The 14,975-nt window shown below is 63.9% G+C and carries 12 protein-coding genes; 5 read left to right on the top strand and 7 right to left on the bottom strand.

What is annotated here, in order from left to right:
- A complete protein-coding gene (locus DH08_RS28010; protein WP_192182498.1) occupies positions 1–537 on the bottom strand; it encodes a sigma-70 family RNA polymerase sigma factor in 537 nt (178 codons plus the stop codon).
- A 205-nt stretch (positions 538–742) separates the two neighbouring features.
- Here DH08_RS28010 and DH08_RS28005 point away from each other — a divergent pair, with 205 nt between their 5' ends.
- From DH08_RS28005 to DH08_RS27995, 3 genes are all read left to right on the top strand, one after another.
- Entirely contained in the window at positions 743–1,750 is a 1,008-nt protein-coding gene (locus DH08_RS28005) for an iron ABC transporter substrate-binding protein (RefSeq protein ID WP_192182497.1), read from the top strand.
- A 175-nt stretch (positions 1,751–1,925) separates the two neighbouring features.
- Positions 1,926–3,512, top strand: a complete 1,587-nt coding sequence (locus DH08_RS28000) for an ABC transporter permease (RefSeq protein WP_192182496.1) — start codon at positions 1,926–1,928, stop codon at positions 3,510–3,512.
- Entirely contained in the window at positions 3,509–4,591 is a 1,083-nt protein-coding gene (locus tag DH08_RS27995) for an ABC transporter ATP-binding protein (RefSeq protein ID WP_192182495.1), read from the top strand. Before DH08_RS28000 ends, DH08_RS27995 begins: the two co-directional genes overlap by 4 nt.
- 42 nt (positions 4,592–4,633) lie before the next feature.
- Here DH08_RS27995 and DH08_RS27990 read toward each other — a convergent pair whose 3' ends face one another.
- From DH08_RS27990 to DH08_RS27970, 5 genes are all read right to left on the bottom strand, one after another.
- A complete protein-coding gene (locus DH08_RS27990) occupies positions 4,634–5,437 on the bottom strand; it encodes a phosphodiesterase (RefSeq protein ID WP_192182494.1) in 804 nt (267 codons plus the stop codon).
- A gap of 83 nt (positions 5,438–5,520) precedes the next feature.
- On the bottom strand, positions 5,521–6,621 hold the full coding sequence (gene ugpC / locus DH08_RS27985) for a sn-glycerol-3-phosphate ABC transporter ATP-binding protein UgpC (RefSeq protein WP_192182493.1): 1,101 nt from the start codon (positions 6,619–6,621) through the stop codon (positions 5,521–5,523).
- Between the two features lie 11 nt (positions 6,622–6,632).
- The gene (locus DH08_RS27980) at positions 6,633–7,547 is read right to left on the bottom strand and encodes an ABC transporter permease subunit (RefSeq protein WP_192182492.1); all 915 of its coding nucleotides are present in this window, start codon (positions 7,545–7,547) and stop codon (positions 6,633–6,635) included.
- Positions 7,548–7,554: 7 nt separating this feature from the next.
- Positions 7,555–8,439 carry a carbohydrate ABC transporter permease gene (locus DH08_RS27975; RefSeq protein ID WP_192182491.1) on the bottom strand — a complete coding sequence of 295 codons (885 nt, stop codon included), beginning with the start codon at positions 8,437–8,439 and terminating at the stop codon, positions 7,555–7,557.
- A 106-nt stretch (positions 8,440–8,545) separates the two neighbouring features.
- Positions 8,546–9,898 carry an extracellular solute-binding protein gene (locus tag DH08_RS27970; protein ID WP_192182490.1) on the bottom strand — a complete coding sequence of 451 codons (1,353 nt, stop codon included), beginning with the start codon at positions 9,896–9,898 and terminating at the stop codon, positions 8,546–8,548.
- A 464-nt stretch (positions 9,899–10,362) separates the two neighbouring features.
- On the opposite strand from DH08_RS27970, the gene DH08_RS27965 reads away from it, so the two are divergent.
- On the top strand, positions 10,363–12,798 hold the full coding sequence (locus DH08_RS27965; protein WP_192182489.1) for a sensor domain-containing diguanylate cyclase: 2,436 nt from the start codon (positions 10,363–10,365) through the stop codon (positions 12,796–12,798).
- Here the strand turns inward: DH08_RS27965 and tlpA are convergent.
- Positions 12,790–13,476, bottom strand: a complete 687-nt coding sequence (gene tlpA, locus DH08_RS27960) for a thiol:disulfide interchange protein TlpA (RefSeq protein WP_192182488.1) — start codon at positions 13,474–13,476, stop codon at positions 12,790–12,792. The two genes, DH08_RS27965 and tlpA, sit on opposite strands and share 9 nt — an antisense overlap.
- Positions 13,477–13,512: 36 nt before the next feature.
- Between tlpA and argH the strand changes: the two genes are divergently transcribed.
- Complete coding sequence (gene argH / locus DH08_RS27955) at positions 13,513–14,913, top strand: argininosuccinate lyase (protein WP_192182487.1); 1,401 nt, start codon at positions 13,513–13,515, stop codon at positions 14,911–14,913.
- Positions 14,914–14,975: the final 62 nt, after the last annotated feature.

Raw genomic sequence — 14,975 nt, 5'->3', positions numbered from 1 at the left:
TCATTCCCGCCCGAAACGCCTGGCAATGGCGGCAAGGCCGCGATGCAGCGACACCCGCACCGCCGTCTCGGTAATGCCGAATTTCGCCGCCGTCTCGCCGATCGAACGGCCCTCGACCGACACCGCCGAGACCACCGAGCGCTGCGCCGGCGGCAGGCTGTCCAGCACCCGGTTGATGTCGCGCTCGCTGACGGTCTCGGTCTCAGGCTCGGCGAAGGTTTCGGCGATTTCGTCGATCTCGATCTCGACACGCCGCCCGCGCCGCCGGAAGGCATCGATCAGCTTGAAGCGCGCTATGGCATAGACCCATGGCAGCACCGGCGCATCGTCGCGCCAGGTATGCCGTTTCACATGAATAGCCAGCAAGGTTTCCTGCACGACATCCTCGGGGTCGACCCCGCCCTGTACGATCTTGCGCCGGGCAAAGCCGCGAACGAGAACAGCCGTCCGGTGCAGAAAGTCGGCGTAGGCCCTTTCATCTCCGGCGATTGCGGCCTTGAGCAGCCGGGAAAGCTCGGCCTCATCCTTGCCGGTCACAAGAGTTCACTCCCCCGATGTTCGCGTCTCGGCGCTGTTTTGTTACGTGGCCGGCGAAATAATGTCCAAGCCAAACTGCCGCAGAATCACGAAAGTTTGCGCCCGGCTGCCGATTGAACCAGTTCACCAATGTTGACTCGGACAATCAGGTATTGGTAGGTGCAGCCGTGCCAAGACCAACCAACAAGATCGAGGACGACACCCCATGAGATACGCCCTTTCCGCCCTCGCCGGCGCCACCGCGCTGGCGATCAGCCTGATCGCCGCCCCGGCCACGGCCGAGGATGCCGGCATCGTCGTCTACAACGCCCAGCATGAGAGCCTGGCCAAGGAATGGGCCGAGGGCTTCACCAAGGAGACCGGCATCAAGGTCACGCTGCGCAATGGCGGCGACAGCGATTTCTCCAACCAGATCGTCGCCGAAGGCGCTGCCTCGCCGGCCGACGTGTTCCTGACCGAAAACTCGCCGGCCATGGCCCTGGTCGAGGCCGCCGGCCTGTTCGCGCCGGTCGATGCCGACACGCTGGCGCAGGTTCCGCAGGAATACCAGCCGACCACCGGCAAATGGGTCGGCGTTGCCGCGCGCAGCACCGTCTTTGCCTACGACAAGACCAAGCTGAAGGAAGACCAACTGCCCAAGTCGCTGCTTGAGCTCGCCGAACCGAGCTGGAAGGGCCGCTGGGCCGCCTCCCCCTCCGGCGCCGATTTCCAGGCCATCGTCAGCGCTCTGCTGCAGCTGAAGGGCGAGGCCGCGACGGCCGACTGGCTGAAGGCGATGAAGACGAACTTCACCGCCTACAAGGGCAACAGCACTGTGATGAAGGCGGTCAATGCCGGCGAGATCGAAGGCGGCGTCATCTACCATTATTATTATTTCGGCGATCAGGCCAAGACCGGCGAGAACAGCAAGAACGTCGCCATGCACTATTTCAAGAACCAGGATCCGGGCGCTTTCGTCTCGATCTCTGGCGGCGGCGTGCTGGCCTCGAGCAAGCACCAGAAGGAAGCTCAGGCCTTCCTGAAGTGGGTGACCGGCAAGGGTGGCCAGGAGGTGCTGAAGAACGGCACGTCCTTTGAATATGCGGTCGGCAAAGGCGCCGACTCCAATGCGAAACTGGTGCCGCTCGCCGATCTGCAGGCGCCGAAGGTCGAGCCGGCGACCCTGAATTCAAAGAAGGTCACCGACCTGATGACGGCAGCCGGCTTGCTTTAGTTCGCGTTCGTCCTAAAAGGGCAACCGACTGCGCTCCCGCGGGATACGCTCTCCGCGGGAGCGCTCTGTTTTCGAGGTGGCATTCGTCGATGACGACAAGCTGCGTTTCTGGCCGCATTCCGCGTGCCTCCGATGATCTCCGCCAGCAGGCGGAAGCGGCGCGGCGTCCGGCCTGATGCAGTCTGCGGTCGATCTTTCGCGTCCAGGCCTGCCGGCCGGCCTTAAGGCCGGACATGGGACGCGCCGTCGCTCCCTCTCCTGGATCCTGATCGCGGCCACCCTTGTCTCGCTGCTTGCATTGCTGCCGCTTGCCTTCATCGTCTGGGTGGCGGTGCAGACCGGCTGGGAAACCGCATCGGCGCTGGTCTTTCGTCCACGCGTCGGCGAACTCCTGGTCAACACCGTCCTTCTGGTGGCGATGGCGGTTCCGATTTCGATCGTGCTGTCGGTAACGCTGGCCTGGCTGACCGAACGCAGCGACCTGCCCGGCGCACGCCTATGGGCTTGGCTGTCGGTGGCGCCGCTCGCCATCCCCGCCTTCGTGCATTCCTATGCCTGGGTCAGCCTGGTGCCGGGACTGCACGGCCTTTGGGCCGGGGTGCTGGTTTCGGTCCTTGCCTATTTCCCGTTCCTCTATCTGCCGATCGCGGCGGCGCTGCGTCGTCTCGACCCCGCGCTCGAGGATGCCGCGGCGGCGCTTGGGCTCGGCCCATGGCGGGTCTTTGCCCGCGTCGTGCTGCCGCAGCTGAGGCTCGCCATTTGCGGCGGCTCGCTGCTGGTCGGCCTGCATCTGCTTGCCGAATACGGTCTTTATGTCTTCATCCGCTTCGACACTTTCACCACGGCGATCGTCGACCAGTTCCAGTCGACCTTCAACGGACCGGCCGCCAACATGCTGGCCGCGGTGCTGGTGACGTGCTGCTTCGTGCTGCTCGCCCTGGAAGTACTGGTGCGTGGCGAGGAGCGCTATGCCCGCGTCGGCTCCGGTGCGGCGCGCCAGCAGCAGCGCACGCGGCTCGGCCGCGTCACACTTGCCTGCCTGGCGCTGCCCGCAATCACCGCACTGCTTTCGCTCGGCGTGCCTTTCGTCACCATCGGCCGCTGGCTGATCGCCGGCGGCACCGATGTCTGGCGCCTCGACGAGATCGGCCTTGCACTCGGCCAGACCCTGTTCCTGGCGGTTGGCGGCGCGCTGCTCGCAACGATCGCCGCCATGCCGATGGCCTGGGTCTCGATCCGAGCGCCGGGTCCGCTGCAGCGGCTTCTCGAAGGCTGCAACTACATCGTCGGCTCCCTGCCCGGCGTCGTCATCGCGCTGGCGCTGGTCACCATCACCGTACGCATCGCCATGCCGCTCTACCAGACCCTGTTCACCATCCTTTTCGCCTATGCGCTGATGTTCCTGCCGCGCGCTTTGATCAGTCTCAGGGCGTCGATCGCGCAGGCGCCGGTCGAACTCGAACGCGCTGCCTCGAGCCTCGGACGGCCGCCGCTCAGGGCGCTGTGGTCGACGACGATCCGCCTGTCGGCACCGGGAGCTGCGGCGGGCATGGCACTGGTGGCGCTCGGCATCACCAACGAGCTGACCGCCACCCAGATGCTGGCGCCCAACGGCACCCGCACGCTGGCGATGGCGTTCTGGTCCTATAGCGGCGAGATCGACTATGCCTCGGCCGCACCTTACGCCTTCATCATGGTGGCGATGTCGCTGCCTTTGACCTGGCTGCTTTACGTCCAGTCGAAAAGGATGGCTGGACGATGAGCTTTCTCGAACTCAGCGGCGTGCAAAAACACTACGGCCCGGTGGCCGCACTTGCCGGCGTCGACCTCAGTGTCATGCGCGGCAGCCGCACGGCGATCGTCGGACCGTCCGGCTGCGGCAAGACGACCCTGCTCAGGCTGATCGCCGGCTTCGAAGCCCCCGACCAGGGCCGCATCGTGCTCGACGGCGAGGTGCTGGCCAATGGCGGCGCCGCCGTTCCGGCGTATCGCCGCGGCATCGGCGTGGTGGCGCAGGACGGCGCCCTGTTCCCGCATCTGACCATCGCCGACAATATCGGTTTCGGCGTGGTCCGCGGCGCCGACAAGCGCACCGAGCACATTGTCGAGCTCGCCTATATCGTCGGGCTGGACAAGGCGATCCTCAAACGCCGCCCGCACGAGCTCTCCGGCGGCCAACAGCAGCGTGTGGCGCTGGCCCGCGCCATGGCGATGAAGCCCCGGCTGATGCTACTCGACGAGCCGTTCTCGGCCCTCGACACCGGCCTGCGCGCCTCGATGCGCAAGGCGGTGGCCGAGCTTCTGGAGGCCGCGGGGATCACCACGATCCTGGTCACCCACGACCAGGCCGAGGCGCTGTCCTTCGCCAGCCAGGTCGCGGTCATGCGCGATGGCCTGTTCTCGCAGGTCGGCACACCGCGCGAGCTCTATTTCCAGCCAAAGGACAGGATGATCGCCGAGTTCCTTGGTGACGCCATCATCCTGCCGGCGAGGATAGCGGACGGCTTCGCCACCTCGCCGCTCGGCCGCATCGCCGTCGACACGACCGAGCGGCGCGACGTCGCTCGTATCATGCTGCGCCCGGAACAGGTGCTGCTGAAACGCACGTCCCGTGAAGGCATGTCGGGCACGCCGGAAATGCTGTTCGGCGAAGTGACGGAATCCGAATTCGCCGGTTCCATGTGCACCATCGCCGTGCGGCTTCTGAACAGCCCCGATCCGCCAGACGCTGCCGCAATCGGCAACACGCCGCTCATCCTGCGCAAGCCCGGCATGGACGCTCCGGCCCTTGGCGAGATCGTCCGGCTGACAGTTTCAGGCATGGCGCATGTATTTGCCTGACTGGTCCTGCGCCGGCTGGGGTCGGCGCCGCCACCGACGACGCTATTCGACGAGCTTGCCCGTCTCAGTCGAATAGGTGGGCCACTGTTCGAGGAAATCGCAATTGTGCACGACCACCCGTCGGGCGGCAGCGTCGATGAGGATGATCGCGTAGGTGGGCGGCGCCTGCTCGACCACCTCTTCCCCCACCAGATCGAGCACGAAGCGGGCATGCAGTCCGCGTTGCGCGGTAAACGGGATGCCGGCGACGGTACCGGCAATGTCGCGATGGACATGGCCGAAGAAGATGTGACCGACATTGCCGTGGCGCTTGAGCAGTTCCAGGAGGCGCGTGGGCTGTTCGAGCCCGAGCGGATCGAGCAGCGGCAGGCCGAGCTCGACCGGCGGATGGTGCAGGAAGATGTAGGCCTGCCGTCCCGCCGCTTCGCTGAGCCTGGCATCCAGCCAGGCCAGCCGCTCGTTGGACAGCTCGCCGGTGACGCGGCCTTCGGCCAGGCTGTCGAGGAACAGCAGCGATGCCTCAGGTGTCTCGAAGACCGACTGCACGAAGCCATTGTCGTCGACCGGGCTTTCGGGAAATGCCGCGGCGAGATTGGCGCGCCTGTCGTGATTTCCCGGCAGCAGCCGGTAAGGCAGGGAAAGCCTGGCCAGGGCCGACTTCAGATCGGCATAGCTCTCGGCTGCACCGGTTTCGGTCAGGTCGCCGGTGAAGACGCAAAGCGCGGCATCGCCATGACGGGCGTTGATATGCGCGATGCAGCGATCGAGCCGCTCATGCAAATCCGCGCCGTAGCGGATTTCGCCCCGCCGGCCGAGATGCACGTCGGTGACCTGGATGATTTTCATTGCGCGCCCTTCTTCGATCCGACGGGGGAATTTTCTGAACGCCCGGAGGGGGCAGGAATGAGCTGGCGGATGGCCGCAAAAGATCAAAGCGCGGGGACCGGCACCGAAGCCTTGAAGACGTCGAGGCGGCTTCCCGTCTCGGACGAGAAGAAATGCAGGTCTGCCTCGGAAAACTGCAGGCCGACCGCGCTGCCGGGCGCCGGATGGACAGCCTCCGACGTCATCACGGAAAACGCCGCGCCGTCGAGGTCGACATAGACGACGCGGCCCGCGCCCAGTTCCTCCACCAGATCGACGGTGGCATTGAGCGCGCCCGGCGTGCCGGGAGCGACCAGGCGCACGGCTTCAGGCCGGATACCCACCGCGACCTTGGTACCGACCGGCAGGCCGGCACGCGAAACGGCCAGGCGCCGGCTGCCGCCGAGCAGCGACAGGCCGTCGAGCGTGACCTCGCCTTCGAGCATGTTCATCGCCGGCGCGCCGACGAAGGTCGCAACGAAACGGCTGGCCGGCCGGCTGTAGATTTCGCTGGGCGTGCCGACCTGTTCGACGCGGCCGCCATTCATCACCACCAGCCGGTCGGCAAGCGTCATCGCCTCGACCTGGTCGTGTGTGACGAAGACCGAGGTGGCGCTCAGCCGGCGGTGCAGCTTGCGGATTTCTGAACGCATCTGCACGCGCAGCTTGGCGTCGAGGTTGGAAAGCGGTTCGTCGAAGAGAAAAACCTTGGGCTCGCGGATCATGGCGCGACCCATGGCGACGCGCTGGCGCTGGCCACCCGACAGCGCCATCGGCTTGCGGTCGAGCAGTTGTTCGAGCTCCAGGATTCGGGCCACCGCCTGGATGCGCTGGGTGCGCTCGGCGGTGGGAACGCCGGCGACCTTCAGCGAGTAGCCGATATTCTGCGCCACGCTCATATGCGGATAGAGCGCATAGTTCTGGAACACCATGGCGCAGCCGCGCTCGCGCGGCTCGAGCCTGTTGACGATCGCGCCGTCGATGGCGATCGTGCCGCCGGAGATCTCCTCCAGCCCGGCAATCATCCGGAGCAGCGTGGACTTGCCGCAGCCGGATGGGCCGAGGATGACGACGAATTCGCCCGACGTGATGTCGAGGTTGACGCCATGCACGACCTGCATTTTGGCGTAGCTTTTGTAGACGTCGCGAATGGTGATGGAGGCCATCTTTTCGTCTCCTACTTTTCAGTGGCGATCAGGCCGCGCACGAACCAGCGCTGCATGACCACGACGACGACCAGTGGCGGCAGCATGACGATGAGCGTGCCGGCCATCGCGATGTTCCATTCCGGTATGCCGCCGACATTCGGGATGAGCTGCTTGAGTTCGGTCACCGCCGTCGCATGCGACTGATCGGTGGTGATGAGCAACGGCCAAAGATACTGGTTCCACGCCCACAGGAACATGATGGTTCCCAGCGCCGCCATGTTGTTGCGCGACAGCGGCAGCAGGATGTCAATGAAGAAGCGCACAGCACCTGCGCCGTCCATGCGCGCGGCTTCGGTCAGCTCATCCGGCACCGTCAGGAAGAACTGCCGGTAGAGGAAGGTCCCGGTGGCGGTAGCGATCAGCGGCAGGATCAGTCCGGTGTAGGAGTTGAGAAGGCCAAGGCTGAGCGAAACCTGGACGCCCGAGATTTTCTCGATCAACCAGCTCAGCCCGGTCAGGTCGAGGATGGTCTGGTAGGGGGACAGCACATTGGCGACGACCGCGTAGGTCGGCACGATGCGCACTTCGAGCGGCAGCATCAGCGTGATGAAGACCAGCCAGAAGATCAGCATGCGGCCGGGATAGCGGAAGTAGACGATCGAGAAGGCGGTAAGCGCCGAGATGATGACTTTGCCCGCCGCGACGCCGGCGGCCATGATGAAGCTGTTGAGCAGCTTCGGGCCGAGGTCGGCCGTCGTCCACGCGGTCTTGATGTTGATCCAGAAATCGCTGCCCGGCAGCAGCGACATCGGCACGTCGTTGACGTCCTTAAGATTATGCGATGCGGCGATCACCACGATCACGAACGGTGCGACGCAAAACACGAAGCCCAGGAACAGGATCACATGCGTCAAGAAATTGAGGATCGGGGTGCGCTCGACCATGGCCGCCTCAGCGATAATGCACGCGCCGCTCGATGAAGCGGAACTGGAAGATGGTCAGCACGATGATGAGCAGCATCAGGATGATGCTCTGTGCGGCCGCGCCCGAATAGTCGAGGCCTTTGAAGCCGTCGGAATAGATCTTGTAGACCATCAGATTCGTCGCGTTGGCCGGCCCGCCCGATGTCATGATGTCGACGATGCCGAAGGAATCCTGGAAGCTCTCGGTGATGTTGATCACCAGCAGGAAAAAGATCGTCGGCGTGATCAGCGGGAACTGGATATCCCAGAACCGCCTGATGACGCCCGAGCCGTCCATCGCCGCCGCCTCGATCAGCGAACGCGGGATTGCCTGCAGGGCTGCGAGGAAGAAGATGAAATTGTAGCCGACATATTTCCATGAAAAGGCAACGATGATGGAAGCCATGGCATCGGTGCCGTCGAGGCCAGGATCCCAGAAGCCGGGCCAGACCTGATTGACGACAGCCATGAAGCCGGCCTCCGGCGCCAGGATGAAGCGGAAAGCCATTGCCAGTGCCGGCGCGGCGATGCCATAGGGCCAGATCAGCACCACGCGATAGAGCCGTGAGCCGGCAAGCTGCCGATCCGTCAGGGTGGCGATCACCAAAGCGATGAGCATGGCAAGACCGGTGCTGATCGCGGCAAAGGTCAGACTGGCCGTGATCGAGTTCCAGTAGTCGGCGTTGGACAGGATCGACCGGAAATTATCGAGCCCGACCCAGATGTTGCCGCCGCCCCAGGGCTGCTGCAGCGTCAGCGACCAATAGACGGCCTGGCCGGCCGGCCAGTAGAAGAAGGTGAAGATCAGGATCAGCTGCGGCACCGCAAACAGGATGCCGATCGACCATCTGCTGAAAGTGACGCGTTTTTCCATCGATCCGCCGACGCCGTTGAACCGCCAGCCCGCTTTCCCGAAATGAAACTAGATGTGAACTGGCCGCCCGTCGATTCCCGGCGGGCGGCCGCGGCAACACCTGAAATCAGGGCAGTGTCTTGTCCGGATAGGTCTGCTGGAAGCGGTCGAGGATCGCATCGCCGTTCTTGACCAGCGTGTCGATGCCTTCCTGGACGCTGACCTTGTTGGCGAATATCGCCTGCATCTGCGTGCCGAACTCGGCTCGGATCTGGGTGAAATTGCCGAGACGGATGCCACGAGTGATTTCGGTCGGTTCCGAAGCGGTCAGGCTGGCGATCGCCACCTCACGGCCCTTGTAGGGCGCCTTGTCGTAGAAGCCCTGCGTTTTCAAGTAATCGAAGCCCGACTTCGTCACCGGAATATAGCCGGTGTTGGTCGACCAGAACAAAGCGGTCTTGGGGTCGTGGATGAAGTTGAGGAAGGCGGCCGCGCCCTTGTACTCGGCATCCGACTTGCCGGAGAGCACCCATAGCGAGGCGCCGCCGACCAGCGAATTCTTGCGCTCGGTGCCGGCATAAACCGGCAACTCGGCGACGTCCCAGTTCATGCCTTCCTTCTGCGTCTTGCCGACCGTGCCGTGATCGCCGACCGAGGTCATGATGACCTCGCAGGTGCCGGACGCGAAGGCCTGGACCATATCTTGGCCGAGATCCTTGGACTTGATCTTGATCAGGCCGGCGTCATACCACTTCTTGAGGTCGGTGACATACTGCACGAACTTGGTCTTGTTCATCTCGAGGCGGGCGTCGAGACCGTCATAGCCATTGTTCTTGGTGGCGATCGGCTGGTTGTGCAGCGCCGAGAATTGCTCCATCAGCTGCCAGCTTTCGTTGGCCGAGATGTTGATCGCCATCGGGCATTCATAGCCGGCGTCCTTCAGGGCCTTGAGGTCGGCGCCGACGTCTTCCCAGGTCTTCGGTGCCTCGGTCTTGCCGATCTTGGCGAAGGCGTCCTTGTTCCAGTACATCAGCGGGGTCGAGGAATTGAACGGGAAGGACAGCATCTCGCCCTTCGACGTCGCGTAATAGCGGGCGATGCCGGGGAAATAGTCGCTGTAGTCGATCTTGTAGCCGTTTTCTTCCATCAGCTTGTCGGCCGGCTTGTAGGCACCCGACAGCATCATCGTGGCGGTGCCGACGTCGTAGACCTGGACGACGGTCGGCTGCTTGCCGGCGCGGAAGGCGGCGATGGTGTTCTGCAGCGTGGCGTCGTAATTGCCCTGGCTGGTGCAGACGACTTCATAGTCGGATTGCGATGCGTTGAAGTTCTTGCACAGCGTATCGACGACGCGGGCGAGGTCGCCCGAAAGGCCGAACCAGAAATCGAATTTGACCGGTTCCCCGGCAGCCGGCTGTGCCAGCGCGATGCCGAGAGCGCCGGCGGCAAGGGCAGCTAAGCCCTGCTTGATGATCGACATGGATATGATTCCCTCTTGAGTGGCTGATGACATCAGGCTTTGCGCAAGTCCTTTGCCGCTCTCATAGAGAAGGTATGTGACAGTTCTGTTGTGCCTTTTCAGGCCTGTGGACAGCCAAACTCTCCTCCCCTCGACGGCACGCCGGCATGAAACCGCCACACCAGCGCTCCAGTTAGCTAGGGCGCCGCGGAGTGGCGTAAAGGCCAGGAGAACAAGAGTGGTTATCCGGCTAAATTGTATGGATGAAATGCAGGTCTCCAAGCTGTCGACCTGCCTACCCAGCGGCGCTAAGGCCGGCGATCCCGCACCGGTCGGCGGCATCGGCTGAAGCAAAACGGAAATTGCCCTCCGATACAACCCGGAACAGCACGCTGCGGTTGTATACGCAATAACTGATTCTTCAACCGTCGGGCCCTAATCAATACCATTGCCTTGATTATTGCGGGAAGATCAGGTGAAGCGAGATGTTGACCGTCTATAATTGTATCGTGCACGAACACGATCTGAGACTGGTTGCACTGGCGGCGCTTATTTGTGGCATCTCTTCCTTTTCCGCGATCAATCTGCTTCGCCATGTCGACCGGTCGACCAACAGAAACCGCTACGCCTGGCTGATGATTGCCGCCACCTCGACCGGTTTCGGCATCTGGGCGACCCACTTCATCGCCATGATTGCATTCTCGCCGGGAATTCCGAACGCATACAATGCGGAACTTTCCGTGCTTTCGCTTGCCGCCGCCGTCATCCTGACTGCCGTCGGCATGTGGATCGCCACCTTGCGCGGCGGCATCGATCACTATCTTGTCGGCGGCGCCGTGCTTGGCGGCGGCATCGCCACCATGCACTATACCGGCATGGCGGCGTTCGAGGTGCAGGGCCGGATCGTCTGGGACCAGCTCCTCGTCGCCGTCTCGCTGGTGGCCGGCATCACGCTTGCCGCACTCTCGCTTCTCGTCGTGCTGCGCCGGCCCTCGACGTCAGGGACAATCGTCGCCGCCGTGCTTCTGACGCTGGCGATCTGCACCTTGCATTTCATCGCCATGGCCGCGGTGTCGATCTATCCGGACAGCTCCATAGAAATATCGAAATACACTGTCGAACCGATGTCGCAGGCCTTCGCCGCCGCCGCGGTCAGCCTGGTGATCCTCGTGCTTTCGGCCGCGGCACTCTGGATCGATCTGCGCTTCCGCCGTCACAAGGTCGAGGCCGAACGCATGCATGGCCTGGCCAACGCCGCCGTGGAGGGTCTCATCGTCTGCGACGGCAACCGCATCGTCAGCGCCAATGACAGCATCGCGGCGCTGACCGGCATCGCCGCCGGCACGCTGAACGCGATGCTGCTCGGCGATCTGTTCGGCGAGCGCGCCGCGTCGAGCATGATCGAAGGACAGGCGCAGGAAGCCGAACTGCGAAGCCACGACGGTGCCCGCATACCCGTGGAGCTGATCGCCAGAAACATCGACTATTGCGGCAAGCCGCACAATGTGGTCGCTGTTCGCGACATCCGCGAACGCAAGAAGGCCGAGCAGGAGATCGTCCGCCTCGCTCATTTCGACCCGCTGACCGGGCTTGCCAACCGCCGCAGCTTCACGAGCCGCCTCGAAGCCGAAATTGCCGCGGCGGACCGAGGCTGCAAGGGCGGCAATCTCGCGCTGCTGCTGCTCGACCTCGACCGGTTCAAGGAAGTGAACGATCTCTTCGGTCATGCCGCCGGCGACGCCATGCTGCAAAAGGTTGCGCAATGCGCCTCCGCCGTGCTTCGCCACGGCCAGATGCTGGCGCGCCTCGGCGGCGACGAATTCGCCATCATCGCGCCGAACCTTCCCGATCCCCAGGCGGCGGGCCGTATCGCCGAGGCGGTGCTTGCCGCCATGCGCGAGGAGAACAAGCTGTCGCCCGGCGGCGGCCTGGTCTCGGCCAGCATCGGCATCGCCCTCTACCCGCTCGACGCGGACGAACAGGCAGCCCTCGTCAGCCATGCCGACACCGCGCTCTATCGCGCCAAGGCCGAGGGCAAGGACACCTACCGCTATTTCGAGGCATCGATGGGCGCCGAGGCGCGCGACCGGCGGGTGCTGGAACATGATTTGCGCCAGGCGGTGGCGCGCAATGAATTTCGCCTCGTCTATCAGCCGCAGAAGGAAATCAGCAGCGGCAGGATGATCGGCTTCGAGGCCCTGATCCGCTGGCAGCACCCGCAGCGTGGAGAGGTTTCCCCGGCCGTGTTCATCCCGGTGGCCGAGGACAGCGGCGCCATCCTGCAGATCGGCGAATGGGTTCTGGCGACGGCCTGCGAGGAAGCCGCCCGCTGGAAGAACCCGCTGACGGTCGCCGTCAACGTTTCGGCCGTGCAGCTGCACAATCCGAATTTCAGCCGCAAGGTGCATGAAGTCCTGCTTCGATCCGGCCTGGCGCCGGGCAGGCTCGAGCTGGAGATCACCGAAACCGCGCTGGTCAAGGACATGCCGCGCGCGCTGGCGACCTTGCGACAGGTCAAGGCGCTCGGCGTCCGCGTCGCCATGGACGATTTCGGCACCGGCTATTCCTCGCTTTCCAACCTTCGCGCCTTCCCCTTTGACAAGATCAAGATCGACGGCTCCTTCATCAAGTCCGTCGACAGGAACGGCCAGGTCGCTGCGATCGTTCGCGCCGTGCTGGGACTGGGTCGCGGCCTCGGCCTGCCTGTCCTGGCCGAAGGCGTCGAGACATTGGGCGAGCTGCGCTTCCTCGACGCTGAGGACTGCGAGATCGGACAAGGCTTTTATCTTGGCAGGCCGAGCCCGATCGAGACGTTCGGCGAACTGACCGGCGTGACCGGGCCAGCGGTCAACGACGACGCCAGGCAACGCGGCGGCAGCATCCTGATGCTGGAGCCGGCCGCTGCGCTGCGCTCAATCTGACGGGCCAATTGCGGCTTCGACCAGCCGCTTCGCGTCCGGGCTCGACCATTCGGCCGGGCCGTTCATATGGGCGATCAGGCAGCCCTCGCCATCGATCAGCATCGTCACCGGCAGGCCCAGTGCCAGGCCGCGCTTCTTGACGTCGTTGAACAGCCCCATCGTCGAATCCCGGTAGTAGCCGAGCGTCTCGATGCCGATATCGCCGAGAAACTTCTTCGGCTTGGCGTCGTCGCCGGTATCGACATTGACCGCGACGACCTGGAAGGCATCGCTGCCCTTTTCCTTCTGCAACGCGTCGAGCGCCGGCATCTCGGCACGGCATGGCGCGCACCATGTCGCCCACAGATTGAGCAGCAGCGTTTTTCCGGCATGGTCGGCGAGCGTCATCGGCTTGCCGTCGGGATCGTTGAAGGCAAGGCTTTTCAGCGATTGCGGCGGGTCGGCCGGCAAAAGTGCTGCAACCTGCCCGGTGGCGGCAGCCGCAACCTTCTTGGCGCGGTCGGCCTTTGCCGCGCAGACGGCATCGTCCTTGCCGTCGCCGGCGGCGGCTTGCACCGGCGCGTTGTTGCCAGAACCGCTCTCGCTGACATATACCGCGACCGCGCCGGCCAGCACGCCCGCCGCCAAGGCGGCGAGGATGAGGCGCGGGGCCGGGAATAATCTATTGCCGTCTGCCATTTTCTTAAAACTGCTCCGGAGCACGGGTTTATAGCAATGAGCGACAAGAAGGCCAGCAACCAGATGTGGGGCGGACGTTTTGCCTCGGGTCCGGCCGCGATCATGGAAGCGATCAACGCATCGATCTCGTTCGACCGCAAACTCTACGCGCAGGACATCAGAGGCTCGATCGCGCATAGCGAGATGCTGGCGCAAACGGGCATTATTTCGGCGGCCGATCAAGAAAAAATCGCTCACGGGCTGAACACGATTCTGAAAGAGATCGAGGCCGGCAGCTTCGAATTCTCGACCCGGCTGGAAGACATTCACATGAATATCGAGGCTCGCCTCGCCGATCTGATCGGCCCGGCCGCCGGCCGCCTGCACACCGCCCGTTCGCGCAATGACCAGGTCGCGGTCGACCTCAGGCTCTGGGTCAAGGACGAGTGTTTGCGTGTCGCCGAAGCGCTGAAGGGACTGATCGCCGCCTTCCTGGAGCGGGCCGAGGAGCATGCGGCAACCGTGATGCCGGGCTTCACCCATATGCAGGCGGCGCAACCGGTGACCTTCGGCCATCACTGCATGGCCTACGTCGAGATGTTCTCGCGCGACCTGTCGCGGGTGCGCGACGCCATCGAGCGCATGGACGAAAGCCCGCTCGGTGCGGCAGCACTTGCCGGCACCAGCTTTGCTATCGACCGCCACCTTACCGCCAAGGCGCTCGGCTTCCGCGAGCCGATGCGCAACTCGCTGGACAGCGTCTCGGACCGCGATTTCGCGCTCGAGTTCCTGGCGCTGGCGGCGATCTGCGCCACCCATCTGTCGCGGCTGGCCGAGGAGATTATCATCTGGTCGACGCCGCAATTCGGTTTCGTCAGGCTGTCGGACAGCTTCTCCACCGGCTCCTCGATCATGCCGCAGAAGAAAAACCCCGACGCCGCCGAACTGGTGCGCGGCAAGACCGGCCGCGTCACCGGCCATCTTGTCGGCCTGCTGACGGTGATGAAGGGCATGCCGCTGACCTATGGCAAGGACATGCAGGAAGACAAGGAATCCGTCTTCGACGCCGCCGAGACACTCGACCTGATGCTGGCGGCGATGACCGGCATGGTGCGCGACATGACGGTGAATGCCGTCGCCATGAAGAAGGCGGCGGGTGCCGGCCATTCGACCGCGACCGACCTTGCCGACTGGCTGGTGCGCACGCTCGGCCTGCCGTTCCGCGAGGCGCATCACGTCACCGGCCGCGCGGTGGCGCTGGCCGAGGAAAAGAAGGTGGGTCTGGAGAAGCTCTCGCTCGAGGATCTGCAATCGATCCATCCCGGCATCACCGCGGACATTTTTTCGGTGCTGGCCGTGCAGAACTCGGTCAAGAGCCGCGTGAGCTTCGGCGGCACCGCACCATCGGAAGTCAGAAAGCAGATCCGCTACTGGAAAAAGCGTCTGGCCAAGGCGTGACCTCAGCGGCGGCCTGATTTGCCGGGGTGCAAAGGCCCAAAAATTTCGCTAGAAGCAGGCAA

The sequence above is a fragment of the Mesorhizobium amorphae genome, assembly GCF_014843845.1.
Lineage (GTDB): Bacteria > Pseudomonadota > Alphaproteobacteria > Rhizobiales > Rhizobiaceae > Mesorhizobium > Mesorhizobium amorphae_A.
Note: the sequence above shows the minus strand (reverse complement) of the source record. Positions and strands in the feature narration are given on the sequence as shown.